Origin of the sequence: Nostoc sp. (assembly GCF_036917975.1) — a bacterium.
In the GTDB taxonomy this organism is placed as follows: Bacteria; Cyanobacteriota; Cyanobacteriia; order Cyanobacteriales; family Nostocaceae; genus Nostoc.
On sequence record NZ_JBALEJ010000062.1, the window covers coordinates 49,099 to 67,748 of the forward strand.

8 protein-coding genes are annotated in these 18,650 nt (G+C 38.7%); all 8 read left to right on the plus strand.

Annotation, left to right across the window (positions count from 1 at the left end; genetic code table 11):
• The first annotated feature begins 70 nt into the window (after nucleotides 1-70).
• Entirely contained in the window at nucleotides 71-1,462 is a 1,392-nt protein-coding gene (locus V7K76_RS24655) for an MFS transporter (protein WP_334777467.1), read from the plus strand.
• A 714-nt stretch (nucleotides 1,463-2,176) separates the two neighbouring features.
• Complete coding sequence (locus tag V7K76_RS24660; RefSeq protein WP_334777465.1) at nucleotides 2,177-4,195, plus strand: ABC transporter ATP-binding protein/permease; 2,019 nt, start codon at nucleotides 2,177-2,179, stop codon at nucleotides 4,193-4,195.
• A 721-nt stretch (nucleotides 4,196-4,916) separates the two neighbouring features.
• Nucleotides 4,917-5,471 carry a chorismate--pyruvate lyase family protein gene (locus V7K76_RS24665; protein ID WP_334777464.1) on the plus strand — a complete coding sequence of 185 codons (555 nt, stop codon included), beginning with the start codon at nucleotides 4,917-4,919 and terminating at the stop codon, nucleotides 5,469-5,471.
• A gap of 56 nt (nucleotides 5,472-5,527) precedes the next feature.
• On the plus strand, nucleotides 5,528-7,069 hold the full coding sequence (locus V7K76_RS24670) for a class I adenylate-forming enzyme family protein (RefSeq protein ID WP_334777463.1): 1,542 nt from the start codon (nucleotides 5,528-5,530) through the stop codon (nucleotides 7,067-7,069).
• A complete protein-coding gene (locus tag V7K76_RS24675) occupies nucleotides 7,066-7,317 on the plus strand; it encodes an acyl carrier protein (RefSeq protein ID WP_334698834.1) in 252 nt (83 codons plus the stop codon). The genes V7K76_RS24670 and V7K76_RS24675 overlap by 4 nt, the downstream gene beginning before the upstream one ends.
• 53 nt (nucleotides 7,318-7,370) lie before the next feature.
• Nucleotides 7,371-10,718 carry a non-ribosomal peptide synthetase gene (locus V7K76_RS24680; protein ID WP_335030115.1) on the plus strand — a complete coding sequence of 1,116 codons (3,348 nt, stop codon included), beginning with the start codon at nucleotides 7,371-7,373 and terminating at the stop codon, nucleotides 10,716-10,718.
• Between the two features lies 1 nt (nucleotide 10,719).
• Nucleotides 10,720-12,021: an SAM-dependent methyltransferase gene (locus V7K76_RS24685; RefSeq protein WP_334777461.1), complete on the plus strand. Its 1,302-nt coding sequence runs from the start codon at nucleotides 10,720-10,722 to the stop codon at nucleotides 12,019-12,021.
• A 45-nt stretch (nucleotides 12,022-12,066) separates the two neighbouring features.
• Nucleotides 12,067-18,636: a non-ribosomal peptide synthetase/type I polyketide synthase gene (locus V7K76_RS24690; RefSeq protein WP_335030117.1), complete on the plus strand. Its 6,570-nt coding sequence runs from the start codon at nucleotides 12,067-12,069 to the stop codon at nucleotides 18,634-18,636.
• The last annotated feature ends 14 nt before the right edge of the window (nucleotides 18,637-18,650 follow it).

Genomic DNA, 18,650 nt, shown 5'->3' on the forward strand with positions numbered 1-18,650 from the left:
ACTTTATTTCCTTCTGCCCTGTTCCCAGTTAAGAGTTCCCTTCTTACACCAATAAGTTCAGTAATTATATATGTCAAATTTACAAATTATGGAAAAAACCAGACTGACTGTTTTACGGGAAATGCGGCTGTTTATCATTGTTTGGCTAGGACAGTTGATCGCCTTGATTGGTTCTAGTACCACTGCCTTTGCCTTAGATATCTGGGTTTATAATCGCACTGGCTCAGTTACCCAGTTTGCTTTAGTCTCTCTGTTCAATACTCTACCGCTAATCTTAATTTCCCCGATCGCTGGGCCTCTGGTAGATAAGTGGGATCGCCGCAAGACAATGATTTTTGCTGATGTCTTGGCGTGTTTAGGAACGATCGCGATCGGCGTTTTATTTGTCATCGGTCGGTTAGAAGTCTGGCACATTTACCTAGCCAATACCTTCACTGCTGTTTTCATGGCTTTTCACACACCTGCTTATACAGCATCAACAGTCTTAATAGTGCCGAAACAGCACCTTAATCGTGCCAACGGGCTAATGAGTCTGATGTATGGTATTTCCCTGATCGTTGCACCAACTCTCGGAGGTGTTTTACTAAGCATTGTCCATTTGCAAGGGATTATTTTGTTTCACGTAAGCGCTGTATTTATTGCTGTTGTCTCCCTGATGCTGGTTCGGTTCCCGGAAGTTAATACAAGTGCTGTTGCAACTGTAAAAATTTCATTCCTAAGTGAAGCAACTTACGGATTTACATATTTGATCGCTCGACCAGGACTGCTGGGATTAGTATTATTCTCAGCTTCCAGCTTTTATATTGTGGGAGGTATTAATGTCATCACTATTCCGCTAGTGTTAAATTTCGTTTCAGTAAGCTTTTTGGGAACTATTCTTTCGCTATTTGGTATTGCGATTGTGGCAGGTGGCTTGCTCGTCAGCATTTGGGGAGGGCTAGAACGCAACATATATGCCATATACGGGTGTATGCTTTTGAGTGGCGTATTTATTTTCGTCGCCGGTTTGCAACCCTCTCTTGTCATTTTCACTGCTGGTATCTTCTTATTTTTCCTAACACAACCGATCGTTTCCAGTTCCACACAAGCTGTCATGCAAAATAAAGTTGAACCTAGTGTACAAGGTAGAATTTTTGCGATCAAAGGAGCGATTGAAGCAGCCGCTTTCCCTTTAGGCTACATCACGATTGGGCCTTTAGCCGAAAAGGTTTTTGAACCCTTAATGGCTACTAACGGTTATTTAGCAGGAAGCATCGGACAAATCATCGGTGTTGGGTCAGGTCGTGGGATGGGACTTCTATTGATGATTATAGGAGTCTTGACCATTTTAGAAACCTCTATTGCCTACTTGTACCCTCGCCTACGGTTTGTGGAAGATGAACTGCCTAATGTTAGTAATGCAGTTGCAATGGCTGCTGATACAGCTTCTAGTCAGAATGACGCAGTTTCTTTGATATCCTAAATTTGGCGTTGCATAGTGGTGGTTGATTAAGAGGATGTTTTAAAAGTCCCTTATCGGTATCAAAAGTTCAGATCCCCCTAAATCCACGCCACGTGCTTCAAGTCGGGCATTGCCCGCCCAACGCAGTGGCTCCCCTTAAAAAGGGGACTTTAATTCCGATTCCCCCCTTTTTTAGGGGGGCTAGGGGAGATATAGAAGGACTTAAAAGCACAGCCAAACACTTTTAAAACAACCTCTAAAAGCTCTACTAGTACAACACGGCGGAAATAAGCAGACCATTAAAAGCTACGAAAATTTGACTGCACGCTAGGCTTAAAAATGGTATGTGTATTTACGCCGCACGGTACTAGTACAACACGGCGGAAATAGAGCAACCATTTAAAATCTTTAAAGAGCTTATTCCATAACACTTTTGACTTCCGCCTCGTGGTACTAGTTATCTGTCTCATTAATTTTACTGGGTTGCGAGATCCCCGACTTCTTAAAGAAGTCGGGGATCTGAACACCTTAACCTTTCAGAAATAATTTTTGAAAAAAATTCGGTACACCTTAATCTTCTGAAATCCTCTTGCCTATTGCCTTTTGCCTATTGACTACCAACGCAAGTGATTTCAGTAATCAAACCGGATTCCTATATATCAAATCTTGTGTTGTTTAATCATTTAAATTTTTCTGTTTTTCAATCCAAAAAAGATGTTCAGCTTATTTTAGAATATGCAAACCAAAGTTTCTCGCGGTCAATCCTTAAAGAACGATCTTTCTCCTCCGGCTTCTAATAAGTTTTGGGAGAATGTCAGAGCGATCGTTCAGCCTTACTGGTATCCAACAGAGTCCGGGGAAAGAGTATTTCCAGAGGTGATTCGGATATGGGGGATGCTGATTCTCCTGATTTTATTAATAATCGCGCTAGTGGGCGTAACTGCCTTTAATAGCTTCGTTACTCGCTATATAACCGATGTCATTGAAGAGAAAGATTATCCTAACTTTATTAATACAATAGTAGTTTTCGCCGCTGCTCTTGTCTGCATAACACTCTTAAACGGATTTTCTAAACTTGTTAGAAAAAAAATCGCTCTTGATTGGTACAAATGGTTAAATAATCACATATTATCAAAATATTTGAGCAATCGTGCCTATTATAAAATCAACTTTAGAGCCGATGTTGATAACCCAGATCAACGAATATCCCAAGAAATCGAACCCATTACCAGTAATGCTTTGAGTTTTTCAGCTACTTTCCTAGAAAAAGTGCTGGAAATGACTACTTTTTTAGTAATTCTTTGGTCAATTTCCCAATTTATTGCAATTGTTTTGGTTGTTTATACAATTGTAGGCAACTGGATTGCTATTTACTTAGGTCAACAACTGAATAAAATTAATCAAGAAGAATTAGAACGGAAAGCAGAATACAATTATTGTCTGACTCATGTTCGTAATCACGCTGAATCAATAGCTTTTTTTCAGGGAGAAAACCAAGAATCTAATATAATTCAACGAAGATTTATTAATCTCCTGAAAAATGTCGAACGCAAGATTAATTGGGAGAAGAATCAAGAACTTTTTGACGGAGCATATAAGTCTGCTATCCAAATATTCCCATATCTGGTACTCGCACCTTTATATATGAGCGGTCAAGCTGATTTTGGAGAAGTTGTCCAAGCCAGTGTAGCTTGTAATCAGTTTGCCTCAGCTATGGCAACATTAATTAGAGAATTTGGGACTTCTGGACGATTTTCCAGTTATGTTGAGCGTTTATCTGAGTTTTCAGATGCGTTAGAAGCAGTTACCAAACAACCAGAGAATGTCAGTACTATTAAAACAATAGAAGAAAACCGTTTAGCTTTCGAGAATGTCACCTTACAAACGCCAAACTATGAACAGGTAATCGTTGAAAATTTGTCACTTTCTGTTCAACCAGGAGAAGGCTTATTGATTGTTGGTCCGAGTGGGCGAGGTAAAAGTTCTCTGTTGAGAGCGATCGCTGGTTTGTGGAATGCGGGAACGGGTCGTCTGTTGCGACCTCCTCTGGAACAAGTCTTGTTTTTACCTCAACGCCCCTATATCATTTTGGGAACTTTACGCGAACAACTACTTTATCCGCAGACAACTCGTCAAGTCAGCGTTCGGGAACTCGAAGATGTTTTGCAAGAAGTTAACCTGCAAAATTTGGTGGAAAAAGTTGGCGGCTTTGATGCAGAAGTCCCTTGGGAGAATATTCTATCCTTGGGAGAACAACAACGTCTTGCTTTTGCACGACTATTAGTTACTCATCCTAACTTTACTATCTTAGATGAAGCAACAAGTGCCTTAGATTTAGCAAATGAAGGAAGTTTATATCAACAGTTACAAGATACCAAAACAACGTTTATTAGTGTTGGACATAGAGAAAGTCTATTTAATTATCATCAGTGGGTTTTAGAACTGGCACAAGATTCCAGTTGGCAACTTGTATCTGTGCAGGATTATCGGTTGCAAAAAACAAAAGAAATTGTCACCAATACTTCCGAAAATACTGAGATTGCAATAGATAATTCATCTCAAGATAAATCCCAAAATGAGTTAGAAATCAGTACAAGCAAAAGGCTTTCTCATAAGGAAATAAATGCATTAACGCACTATTCGGTTTCCACTATTAGAAGTAAGGCAAGCAAAGGAGAATCTATCACTACTAGGGACGGCTTAATGTATCGTTATGATAAAGATCCCAAAGTGTTGAAATGGGTGAGAGTTTAGCGGTTACATCCGTTAGGAGCTAAGATGAAGCAACTTTTGTCAAATATTTAAAATCCTCAAGTTTTTTAATTAAATGATAATCGTGCTAAGGAAAGGTGAGAAAGCAAGTTCTCCTACTCTTGTGGATCACGAACGCCAAACTTTTTTAAAGGAGGCAGAAGAACGTTCGTGCAGCGTGTCGTAGACAAAGTAGAAGGCAGGAGCTAATCCCCATAAATAAATTTAGTGGATTTATAATGGACGCTGTATTTTTTGCGCTGCGCGTCTGCTAGAGAAGCGACGTGACGATTCTTGCTGCTTGTTTATCCCAATATAATGAGGCCTCTAAATCGGTTTGTCAATAGCATTTGAGATGCGCTTACTCTGGTTCTTAACCGAGAAGTATTGAGTCCAGTCGGCGGTGTTGGCTTAAGTTTCTTAAGTTTCTTAAGTTTCTTAATTAAATGTTTTAACTATCTTCTTAACTGTCTTAAATGTTATTGCATTTTATTGATAAAACTGAGATTATCTTTTTGTTGTATACTTGAAAAAATCAATAAATAATAAATAAATTTAAATTTGTTAATATCAACTTCAGACTAAACACAAGCATAAGGCTTTTTGCAAGTGACTAATACTCTTGTTCACCGTCCATGACTCAGCATTGATGCTATAAGTAGATATACAAGTTTTATATACATTCCTGCCAACATAATATTTATACAAACTATTAATTAGAAAGATGCAGAAAATCTTGACACCAAAATATATTGAACCACGTAATTTAAGTTCTTTTCAAAGGATTTTACTTACAACTGATGGAACATTGACAGAAATCTTAGAAGCTTATCTATTAGAAAAAATTCAATTAGTTAAATTATCAGAAGAAATAATTAAAACTACAAAACCTATTCCCGCTTTAGATTTAGAAGTAAATACTCAAGTAATTAACAGAAAAGTTTTATTACGCGGCAAGATTAGTTTAAATAACTTTATTTATGCTGAATCTATAATCGTACCTGAAAGACTAGATAGTAGATTCAAGTCTAGACTAATTGAATCGCAGGAACCAATAGGTAGGCTCTGGTTAGAGCATAAACTTGAAACTTTTAAAGAAATAATTGATTCAGGTATAGAAACATCTGAAGAATTATTTCATTATTTTAATATCTCAAAAGAAGATAAAATGTTTTCTCGGACTTATCGAGTTTTTTCTAATAAACAACCGATAATGATGATTACAGAAAAGTTCCCACAAAGCTATTTTATCAAAGATAATGAACGGTTTATTTTCTAACTCAGGGCGGGCTTACTTAAGCCTGTATACTTTTAACAAGTAATGGAAGAATAAGAATGTTAAAACAAAGGCTTGTCGAAATTGTCAAAAATTACCCTGATAAAACTGCAATATCCTACAATCAATTAAAGATTAGTTATCAAGAACTCTATGCTTATATTACACATTTAAGTAACCGTTTAAGCAAAATTGGTATTGTCCAAGGTGATTGTATAGCCTTAATTTTACCTAACATTCCAGAATTTGCGCTCGCCTTTTATGCCACCGTTAAACTAAATGCTGTAGCTTTGCCAATCAATCCTCTTCTCAAAGAGGATGAACTTAAATACTACATTATTGACAGCAATGCTAATGCAATTATTACCAATAGCGATGGTGCAGAAATTAGTCGTAAAATCATCTCAAAAATAGACAAAAAAATAGAATTAATTGTCCTTGATGATGTTGCTCTACTTACTAAAGAAGTAAATAACTCAACAATTACAGAAAGTACCTCTACTTTTACAGGTGATGTACTTTATCAATATTCCTCTGGTTCTACAGGTAGACCAAAGAAAGTTTGTAGAACTCAAAATAATTTATATCACGAAGTTAAAAATTTTACTGACACTACTAATATAACTCCAGCAGATAATATTTTATGTGTAGTGCCACTTTATCACGCACATGGCTTAGGAAATTGCCTACTAGCAGCTACTTGTAATGGTGCAACTCTGGTGATTTTAGAACAAGTTTCACATCAAGGAAAAACCATTGAAGTACCATTTGTTTTTAGACGCTCCAGAGTATTAGAACTTATAGAAAAAGAGAAAATTACCATCTTACCTGCTGTTCCTTACATATTTAATACTTTAGCAGAAACACCAGATGACACTCAATTGGATGTTTCTACACTGAGACTGTGCTTTTCTGCGGGAAACTTTTTATCAAAAGAGATTTTTGATAAGTTTTTTCAAAGATTCGGCATTTCTGTGAGACAACTTTACGGTTGCACAGAAGCCGGTTCGGTGGCGATTAATCTAGATGAAGACCTAAAAAACACATACGATTCTGTAGGATGTCCTTTAAAAAATATTGAAATTAAGATTATTGATGATGCAGGTAAAGAACTTCCAACTGGCAGTATTGGAGAAATAGTCATCAAAAGTCAAGCACTGACGCCAGGATATAGTAATAAACCAGAACTAAATCAACAAGTATTTAAAGATGGGTCATTTTTTACGGGTGATTTAGGTAACAAAGATGAAGCCGGACGCATTTACATTACTGGAAGAAAGCAAATCTTCATTGATACAGGTGGCCACAAAGTCGATCCATTAGAAATAGAAAATATTTTGATAACTTATCATCAAGTTAAAGAAGCCGTTGTTGTTGGGATCAAAGGCTTGTATGCAGGAGAAATTATTAAAGCTGTTATTGTACCTGAAAATCGAGATAGTTGTGACGAAAAAGATATTTTAACTTATTGTAGTGGCAAGTTAGCTGATTTTAAAATCCCAAGGATTATTGAATTTCGTGATGAAATTCCCAAAAATCCATTAGGTAAAATATTAAGAAAAAATTTAATTGATAACTTGTCAGAACCAATAAAATTATGAAAAGCATTGATTTAATTGAGGTAAAAACTAAAAACGTTGTCCTAAGTGTTTTACCAAATCTGAATAGTGAAGATTTGTCAGACTCTAGCAATCTTTTTGGCATAGGTCTGGATTCTGTCAATGCCATGACACTTGTGCTAAAACTACAAAATACTTTTGGGATTAAATTTGTAGCTAGTGATATTAATGCCGAAAATTTTCAAAGTGTAGCGAGTATTGTCAAGCTAATTAATGAAAAGCAAGGCTGATCATTTTTAGAAACTCCAGTATATCCCTGAAAACCTGAAGCAAAAAGACTAAAATGAACAACTCTGCGGAAATAAATCCACTAGAACTAAATAAGTCAGTAAAAACAGGAGAAGATATCTGGAAAGCGATCACAAGCATTCTCGAAGTACAAAATCAAGCTCCAGCTTTAGTACCTGTATCTTACAATGAAGACTTGCCTTTGTCTTTTTCTCAAGAAAGATTATGGTTCCTTTACCAGTTGCAGTCAGATAGCTCTACTTATAATGTTTCCTTTGCTTTTCGGCTTCAGGGTTTGTTAAATATTACTGCATTAGAAGATAGTTTCAATGAAATCATCCAACGCCACGAAGCATTGCGAACTACCTTTGTGGCTGTGGAAAACAAGCCCGTTCAAGTAATTTCTCCCAGCCTCAAATTGATCTTACCTGTAGTAAACCTTCAGGAATTTCCTGAACAAGAAAGAGAAACTCAAGTTTTACAACTAGTTAAAAACGAAGTTCAACAACCTTTTAATTTAGAGCAAGGATCGCTGTTGCGGTCTTCCTTAGTGCGGTTGGGTGAAAATGAATATGTCCTACTTCTGAGTGTCCACCACATTGCCTTTGATGGTTGGTCTGAAGGTATTTTGTGGCGCGAACTCACAGCCCTGTACACAGCTTTTTCAACTGGTAAGCCTTCTCCATTGCCCAATCTGCCCATCCAGTATGCAGACTTTGCTGTTTGGCAAAGACAATGGTTGCAAGGTCAAGTCATAGACACTCAACTCAACTACTGGAAGCAACAATTAGCAGGTGCGCCTCCCCTGCTGGAACTTCCAACCGACCGAGTACGCCCACCAATACAGACAAACCGAGGCGGTATCAAGCGTTTTCGTTTAGACGATCGTCTGACTCAAAAACTTAAAAGTCTCAGTGAAAAGCCAGGTGCAACCTTATTCATGACCTTGTTAACTGGCTTTGTCATCTTACTATCGCGCTACAGCAATCAACAAGATATTCTTGTCGGTTCTCCAATAGCTAACCGCAACTGTAGTGAAATAGAATCTCTCATCGGCTTTTTTGTCAACATTTTGGTATTGCGTACTGACGTTTCTGGCAATCCTAGCTTTTGGGAGTTACTGCAAAGAGTACGCCAAGTAGCAATGGAAGCATACTCTCACCAAGATGTGCCATTTGAGCAAGTAGTAGAAACCTTACAGCCAGAAAGAAACCTTAACTACTCTCCATTGTTTCAGGTGATGTTCGTTTTGCTGAATACGCCGCCTGGAAAATTGGAATTGCCTGGTTTATCTATCAATCCTTTAGAAGTAGAAACTCCGACAGCCAAGTTTGATTTAACTTTGTTGATGACGGAAACTGAGCAAGGGTTGAGTGGGAGTTTAGAGTACAACTCGGACTTATTTGAGGAAGCGACAATTACCCGAATGGTGGGGCATTTTGTCACCTTGCTAGAAGGGATTGTTGCTAACCCAGAAGGGCGAATTTCGCAATTACCTTTGCTGACACAACCTGAACAACAACAATTAGTCCAATGGAACGATACTCAGGCGAAATATCCGGCTGATAAGTTCATCCATCAGTTATTTGAGGAGCAAGTTAAACGCACACCCGATGCTGTAGCGGTGGTATTTGAAAATCAACAACTGACTTACCAGCAGTTGAATATTCGTGCTAACTCTTTGGCGCACTACCTGAAGTCTTTAGGTGTAGGCGCAGACGTGTTGGTGGGGTTGTGTGTGGAACGCTCAGTAGAAATGATTGTAGGACTATTGGGCATACTCAAAGCAGGCGGGGCTTATGTCCCACTCGATCCAGACTATCCGACTGAACGCTTGGCATATATGCTCAACGATTCACAAGTACGGGTATTGTTGACTCAAGAGAAATTGTTTACTACCTTACCAGAACATAGCGCCCGTGTGGTCTGCTTAGATAAAGACTGGCAAGACATATCTCAAGAAAGTAAAGATAATCCTGTTACTAGCTCTACAACCGATAATTTAGCCTACGTCATCTACACATCAGGCTCAACAGGTCAACCGAAAGGTACATTAGTCAACCACGCTAATATAGTACGTCTATTTGCAGCCACAGACTCTTGGTATAAATTTAATTCCCAAGATGTCTGGACAATGTTCCACTCTTATGCTTTTGACTTTTCCGTGTGGGAAATTTGGGGCGCATTATTGTATGGTGGAAGACTAGTAATCGTACCTTATTTAGTGACGCGATCGCCCGAATCATTCTACCAATTATTAGTTCAACAACAAGTTACAGTACTCAACCAAACACCCTCAGCATTCCGTCAATTAATTCAAGCCGAACAGTCAGGTGTAAAGGCTGGGGAATTAAACTTACGCTTAGTAATTTTTGGTGGGGAAGCCTTAGAAATCAACAGCTTACAGCCTTGGTTTGAGCGACATGGCGACATCTCACCCCAATTAGTGAATATGTACGGGATTACGGAAACCACTGTACACGTCACTTATCGCCCATTGAGCAAAGCCGATTTAAACCATACAACCAGTGTCATTGGTCGTCCCATACCTGACTTACAGGTGTATGTGCTGGATGAATATAAACAAACAGTACCAATTGGTGTCAGGGGTGAGATGTACGTTGGTGGTGCAGGAGTGACACGCGGCTATCTCCATCGTCCAGAACTGACAGCAGAACGGTTTATCTATCATCCTTTTAGCGACAACTCCCAAGCGAGACTATATAAAACAGGGGACTTGGCACGGTATTTGCCCAATGGCGATTTAGAGTATTTAGGACGCATCGATAATCAAGTCAAGATTCGCGGCTTCCGCATTGAATTAGGCGAAATTGAAGCATTACTGGCTGCACACCCAAATGTTTGGGAAAGTGTCGTAGTGGTTCAAGAAGATGAACCGGGCAACAAACATCTTGTAGCTTACGTAGTATCGAATCAAAAACAATCTCTTACCGTCGCACAACTGCGTCGCTTCCTCAGCGAGCAACTGCCAAGCTACATGGTTCCAGGTGCTTTTGTCATGCTGGAATCTTTACCTCTGACATCTAACGGTAAGGTAGATAGACGCGCCTTACCTGCTCCAGAGTCGCGTGAGGGAATAGAGGTAAGTTTTGTAGCCCCACGCACCCCAGAAGAAGAAATATTAGTCAAAATTTGGGCTGACATCCTGAAAGTAGACCAAGTAGGTATTCACGATAACTTTTTTGAATTGGGAGGAAATTCCCTCTTGGGGGCGCAAGTAATTTCTCGGTTGCGCGTTGCTTTCTCTATTGATTTGTCTTTACACCGTTTATTTGTATCTCCTACCGTAGCTGAGTTAGCTCATAACATTGAGGTGCTGCGAATTGCTACAGAAGATACTTTAAGGACTGACATAGAAGAATACGAAGAGGGGTGTTTATAAAATGACAACAGTTGAATTTTTAGCTTCACTCAAAAGTTCAGGCATCAAAGTCTGGATTGAAGATGAGCAATTACGCTATCGCGCTCCCAAAGGAGTAATGACATCAAATCTGAAACAAGAATTAGTGGAGCGAAAAATAGAAATAGTTACATTTCTCAAACAAGCAAAAGATGTCAGAGGTAATAAAAGTTTAGTAACTGATGTCCAGTCAATATTTGAGTTAGAAAGTGAAAAGCCCAATCAAATTGAACTGTGGCCATCATTAGCAGAGTTCTTTGTGTATGACGAGTTTTTGTACTACGTTCTCACCAACGATCGCCGCAGAAATGACAGCTATAAAGTGGCTATTAATCAGTTAGTTAAAGATAAAGTAGTTGTTGATATAGGAACAGGCAAAGATGCAATTTTAGCTAGATTTTGTGCAGAAGCCAATGCGCGGAAAGTCTATGCAATTGAAATGAGCGAAAAATTTTACAATTCAGCCAGAGATTGTATCAACAAACTTGGATTAACTGACAAGATAACTCTAATTTTAGGAGATGCAACCAAAGTTAATCTACCTGAATTAGCAGACGTTTGTGTTTCAGAAATTGTTGGCTCTATAGGAGGAGTTGAAGGCGCGGCAGTTATTTTAAATAACGCCAGAAGATTTTTGAAAGAAGATGGAGTAATGATTCCGACAAGAAGTATCAATAAAATTGCTGGTGTTTCCTTGCCTGATGAATTTTTGCAAAATCCAGGTTTTACAGAAATTCCAGCTTATTATACCCGTAAAATATTTGAGCAGGTTGGATACCCCTTTGACTTAAGGCTATGTCTGAGACATTTTTCTAAATCCAGCATTATCTCTACTAGCTCGACTTTTGAAGACCTAGATTTTGCAGGTATCGTTGAACCAGAATATAGTCACGAAGGCAATCTCACCATTTTAAAATATTCGAGATTGGATGGCTTTGTCGTCTGGTTAAATCTACACACAATAGAGGGAGAAGTTATCGATGTATTAGAGCATGAATATTGCTGGCTACCTGTATATTTTCCAGTCTTCTCTCCGGGAATTGAAGTTTCTGAAGGAGATAAAATTGAATTCACTTGTAGTAGCTCACTTTGTGATAACAATCTAAATCCAGACTATAAAATAGAAGGTTCATTGATTAAAATTACAGGAGAAAAAATTTCATTTGAATACCATTCTGATCATTATAAAAGGGTATTTAAACAAAAGCCTTTCTATGAAAAAGTTTTTTCACAATATACTGCTGATTCTAAAATAAAAAGCTCTATTATAACAGCAATAAAATAGTAGATATAAATAATTATTGTGCTTTGCTAGTAAAATATAAAAGATATGAATAATAGTAATAAAATCACAGTATTTGAATTTTTATCTTTACTAAACAGTTTAGACATAAAAGTTTGGATTGAAAATGACCAGCTGCGCTTTCGCGCTCCCAAGGGAGTAATGACTCCAACCATCAAGCAGGAGTTGATAGAGCGAAAAAAAGAAATACTTAGTTGTCTTAAAGAAGCAAGAAGGGAAAATAAATTAGCTTTTGAACCTATTTTACCTGTTGATAGAGATGAGCATTTACATCTATCTTTTAGTCAACAAAGATTGTGGTTTATCCATCAGTTAGATAAACAAAACCCTTTTTATAATGGCATTGTAAAACTGCGGATTACTGGTGCGCTAAACGTAGCCGCATTAGAGCAGAGTTTCAATGAAATTATCCTTCGCCACGAAGCTTTACGGACTGTTTTCCCAACAGTAGATGGATTGGCAGTACAGAAGATTATCCCTACTTTGACTATTAGCATTTCAGTAGTGGATGTAGAAGGATTAGAAGCAGTTGAAATTCAACAACTAGTTACTAAAGAAATTCAGCAACCTTTTGATTTAAGTATTGCTCCTTTACTGCGAGTTATTCTACTGCGCCAAGCGGTAGAATCTCACTTATTAGTATTGACTATGCACCACATCATTATTGATGCCTGGTCAATGGAGGTATTTTTCAAAGAGTTAGCAATTATTTATGATGCTTTTACTAAAAAACAACCAAATCCCTTACCAGAGTTAGCGATACAATATGCTGATTTTGCCCTCTGGCAACGCCAATGTTTAACTCAAGAAATTCAACAAAAGCAACTTGATTACTGGAAACAGCAGTTAGCTGATGCACCGCCGTTATTGGAGTTGCCAACGGATTATCCGCGCCCCCCAGTGCAGACTTTTTCTGGTAGCACCAGCAGATTTCAAATTGACAAAGATTTAAGTTCTCAACTAGTAACCTTTAGCCAAAAATCAGGTGTCACTTTGTTTATGACCCTGCTGACAGCTTATGCCGTTTTACTGCATCGTTACAGTGGTCAAGATGATATTTGTATCGGTTCGCCTTTCGCTAACCGCGATCGCCAAGAACTTGAATCACTAATCGGCTTTTTTGTCAATACTTTAGTTTTGCGTACCAACTTGGCAGGTAATCCCAGCTTTCACGAATTACTAGGTCGTGTTCGTGAAATAACAATGGAGGCATACGCTCATCAAGATTTCCCCTTTGAAATGCTGGTTGAAGCATTACAACCGCAAAGAGACCTCAGTCATACACCCCTATTTCAAGTAACATTTATTCTTCAGGATACTTCCATAACTCCAGTAGAGTTGAGTGGGTTAACTGTCACTTCATTGCCCACAGAAACTACAACTACCAAGTTTGATTTAACTTTATTAATAGAAAATACTGCTGCTGGACTGGTGAGTGTATGGGAGTATAACACCGACTTATTTAATACCAGCACAATTGAGCGCATGGCTAGGCATTTTCAGACATTGCTTAAAGGTATTGTTGCTAACCCAGAGGAAAAAATTTCCCGATTGCCACTGCTTACACAAGTTGAACAGCATCAATTATTGGTTGAATGGAACAATACTCAGACCGATTACCCTGGTGATAAGTGCATCCATCAATTGTTTGAGGAGCAAGTTGAACGTACACCAGATGCAGTTGCAGTTGTGTTTGGTAATCAACAACTGACCTACAATAAATTGAACTCTCAGGCTAACCAATTAGCACACTACCTCAAGTCTTTAGGAGTGGGAGCAGATGTGCTGGTTGGTTTGTGTGTCGAGCGTTCTTTAGAAATGGTTGTGGGACTACTAGCCATTCTCAAAGCAGGTGGGGCTTATGTGCCACTTGACCCAGAGTATCCCCAAGAACGCTTACAATTTATGCTGGCAGATACTCAGATAAAAGTGCTGTTGACTCAAGAGAAATTTGTCAAGAACTTGCCTCAACATCAAGCGCGTGTTATCTGCTTAGATACAGACTGGCAAAGTATTCAGGAAGTAAATCAGGATAATCTCAACAGCACAGTCAGTTGCCAAAACCTAGCTTATGTAATTTACACCTCCGGCTCTACAGGAACACCCAAGGGAGTAGTCGTCACTCATCAGGCTGTAAATCGGCTAGTCTTCAATACCAACTACATACAATTAACACCCGATGACCGCGTTGCTCAAGCAGCGAATATTGCTTTTGATGCTGCTACTTTCGAGATTTGGGGAGCATTGCTTCACGGCGCAAAACTAGTTATTCTCAATCAATCTGTAATGCTCAATCCGAAAGAATTTGCTGCAAATATGCGCTCTGGTGAGGTCAGCGTCTTATTTTTAACCACAGCTTTATTCAATCAGTTAGCCAGTTTTGTACCGCAAGCATTTAGTTCTTTACGATATTTATTATTTGGTGGTGAAGCGGTTGACCCCGGATGGGTGCAAGAAGTCTTAGACAAAGGCGCACCACAGCATTTACTTCATGTCTATGGCCCAACAGAAAATACCACATTTTCTACTTGGTATTTGGTAGAGAAATTATCAACAAAAGCCGCTACTATTCCCATTGGTCGGGCAATTTCTAATACCCAAATCTATTTATTAGACCAAAACTTACAACCTGTACCGATTGGTATACCAGGAGAATTGTACCTTGGTGGAGTAGGATTAGCACGCGGCTATCTGAATCGCCCAGAATTAACACAAGAGAAATTTATTTCTAATCCGTTTAGCACTAACCCACATTCGCACCTCTACAAAACTGGGGATTTAGGGCGTTATCTACCGAATGGCAACATTGAATATATCAGACGCATTGACAATCAAGTAAAAATTCGGGGCTTCCGCATTGAATTAGGCGAAATGGAAGCAGTACTGAGCCAAAATCGTGATGTTAAAGTATCTTGCGTCATCGCCAAGGAAGACAGTGTAGGTGCTAAGTGTTTAGTTGCTTATGTAGTATCACAAAAAGATGTGACACTCACAACGGGCAAACTGCGACAGTTCCTTGCTGATAAATTGCCTGGGTATATGCTGCCATCTGCTTTTGTGATATTAGATTCCCTACCTCTAACACCCAATGGCAAAGTGAACCGTCGCGCTCTACCTGACCCAGATTTACATCAAGAATTATCAGATTATGTGATGCCAAATACAGAAGCGGAGAAAATTCTCGCTGACATTTGGCAAAAAGCATTAAAAGTAGAAAAAGTAGGTATTTATAATAATTTCTTTGAACTGGGAGGACATTCTTTACTACTAGTAAAGATTAATCAGCAATTGCAAGAAATATTTGGTTTTGAAGTTTCAATAGTTGATATGTTTAATTACCCAACTATACATAGTTTAAGCCAATACTTAAATAGGAAAGATCGCAAAACAGATAGCATCAAGCAAAACAATTCTGATAAGCAATCTAATAACGAAATAAAATCTTTAAAAATCCAACAACTAGAATCCAGACAACAGTATCGCTCCCAGAGAAATAATGCTCGTGATAACAATTCAGAAATAGCAATAATCGCTGTTGCTGGTCGGTTTCCCGGAGCAAAAGATATTCAATCTTTTTGGCAGAATATACATGATGGTGTAGAATCTATCTCCATATTTACCGATGAAGAGTTGTTAGAATCTGGTGTTTCTCCAAATTTATTGAATAATCCTAATTATGTGAAAGCTAGTCCTGTTGTATCAAACATTGAATTTTTTGATGCAAATTTCTTTGCTTATAGTGCTAAAGAAGCTGAGTTAATAGACCCACAACAACGCTTATTTTTAGAGTTGGCTTGGGAAGCAATAGAAAAAGCTGGTTATGACCCACAAACCTACAATGGTTCTATAGGGGTTTATGCTGGTGTAGGGATGAATCATTATGCAATCAAAAATATATATTCTAATCATCAATTATTAGAAACACTTGACTATCTTCAATTAGTAGTTTCTAACGAAAAAGACTTTTTACCGACAAGAGTAGCCTATAAACTCAACTTAACCGGGCCAGCAGTCAATGTACAAACAGCCTGTTCTACTTCTTTGGTTGCAGTTCATCAAGCTTGTCAAAGCCTTTTAAATCGTGAATGTGATATAGCTTTAGCTGGTGGAGTGTCTCTGGGTGTTCCCCAAAAAACAGGTTATTTGTATCAAGAAGGAATGATTCTTTCCCCAGATGGACATTGCCGTAGTTTTGATGCTAAAGCACAAGGAACAATTGCAGGTAGTGGTGCTGGGATTGTGGTATTGAAAAGATTAGAGGATGCAATCAGCGATCGCGACTACATCCATGCAATCATTAAAAGTTCAGCGATCAATAATGATGGGGCGATGAAAGTCGGTTACACTGCTCCTAGTGTTAGTGGTCAAGCAGCAGTAATTGGCGAAGCTCAATCTATAGCTGGTGTAGATGCCGAAACAATTTCCTACATCGAAGCACACGGCACAGCCACACCTTTAGGAGATCCGATTGAAATTGCCGCTTTAACTCAAGCTTTTAGGCAAGCCACAGATAAAAAAGGTTTCTGTGCTATTGGTTCGCTAAAAAGTAACTTGGGACATTTAGATACAGCAGCAGGTGTCGCAGGTTTGATTAAGACGGTATTAGCACTACAAAATAAAATGCTGCCTCCTAGTTTGCATTTCGAGACACCATCACCCAAAATTGATTTTGCTAACAGTCCTTTTTATGTCAATACAACCTTAAAGGAATGGAAAACAGATAATACTCCTCGCCGTGCTGGAGTTAGTTCCTTTGGTATGGGTGGTACTAATGCTCATGTGATTTTAGAAGAAGCACCTTTATTGAAGCAGGGGGCAGGGGGCAGGGGGCAGGGAGCAGGGAGCAGGGAGCAGGGGAGAAATTATCAACTGTTGTGTCTTTCGGCTAAAACTGAGAATGCGCTGGAGAAGGCAACGACTAATTTAATGACGCATTTAAAAGAGTATCCAGAGCTTAATTTAGGTGATGTGGCTTATACGCTCAATAGTGGTCGCCGGGGTTTTAATTACCGACGGATGTTGATTTGTCAGGACACAGAAGATGCTGTTGAAGGTCTTAGTAATTTAGAACCAAAACAAGTTTTTACAAATTATACAGAGATTACAGAACGGTCTGTGGTCTTTATGTTCCCTGGTCAAGGTTCACAGTATGTCAACATGGCGCGGGAAATTTATGAAACTCAGGCAGTATTTAAAGAACAAGTTGATTATTGCTCAGAAATTCTTAAACCTTTACTAGGGCTTGATTTACGTCATATTCTTTACCCTAATGAAGACAAGATTGATGAAGCATCAAAGCAACTTCAACAGACAGCGATGTCTGACGACAAGCTGCTTCGCATCTACGCTCAACCTGCTATTTTTGTAATTGAATACGCCCTAGCTCAATTATGGCAGTCTTGGGGAGTCGAGCCACAAGCTGCGATCGGTCATAGTATTGGCGAATATGTAGCAGCAACTCTCGCCGGAGTTTTTTCCTTAGAAGATGCTTTATCTCTAGTAGCAGCACGCGGACAAATGATGCAGCAGCTTTCCACTGGGGCTATGCTTTCAGTTCCCCTGCCCGCAGAAAAGGTAAAATTCCTGTTAGGATCAGAACTTTCTATTGCAGCGATTAATCAACCTTCGCAGTGTGTAGTTTCTGGTTCTGTAGCCGCAATAGAGGCGCTAAAAAATCAGCTTGCTGCTCAAGGTATTGAATGTCGCCGCCTGCATACTTCCCATGCCTTCCATTCCCAGATGATGCAACCCATCTTGGACGCATTTGCACAGCAAGTCAAAAAAATTACTTTAAATCCCCCCAAACTTCCTTATATCTCCAACTTGACTGGTACTTGGATTACAGTCACTCAAGCCACCAATCCTGATTATTACACTCAACATTTGCGTTCTACAGTGCTGTTTGCTCAAGGTGTAGAGAAATTATTGGCAACACCGGAACAAGTCTTATTAGAAGTAGGGCCAGGACATACGCTAACTACATTAGTTAAAAGACATCCAGATAAAGTAGCCACACAAACCGTTTTGACTTCGGTACGTCATCCCCAAGACAAGAAATCCGATAATCATGTTTTATTTACTACATTAGGTCAACTTTGGTTGGCTGGAGTCAAAATAGATTGGTTTGGATTTTATAGTCAGGATGAGTATTCTCGTCTTCCCTTACCAACTTATCCCTTTGAACGCCAACGTTATTGGATTGAACCAGCAAAAAAACATAGTGATGAATTTTTTAAAATTACATCTTCATCAAACTGCAATCATTCTCAGCCAGAAAACTTATCTACTATCCACACTAGACCAAATTTGCCCAATTCTTACGTAGCTTACCGCAATGAAATTGAAGAAAAAATTGCCGATATCTGGCAAGAATTGTTGGGAATTAAACTCGTGGGAATCCATGATAACTTTTTTGAATTGGGAGGAGATTCACTAATAGGTGTACAATTTATCACTCGATTACGAAATACTTTTGCTATTCAATTATCTGTAGACAGTTTGTTTGAGTTTCCCACAATAGCAGAAATAGCTCCAAAGCTAGAGCAACAATTAGATACTAACTTAGGTGCAATTGATAGAGAAGAAATCGCAATATAAATAATTACGAATTA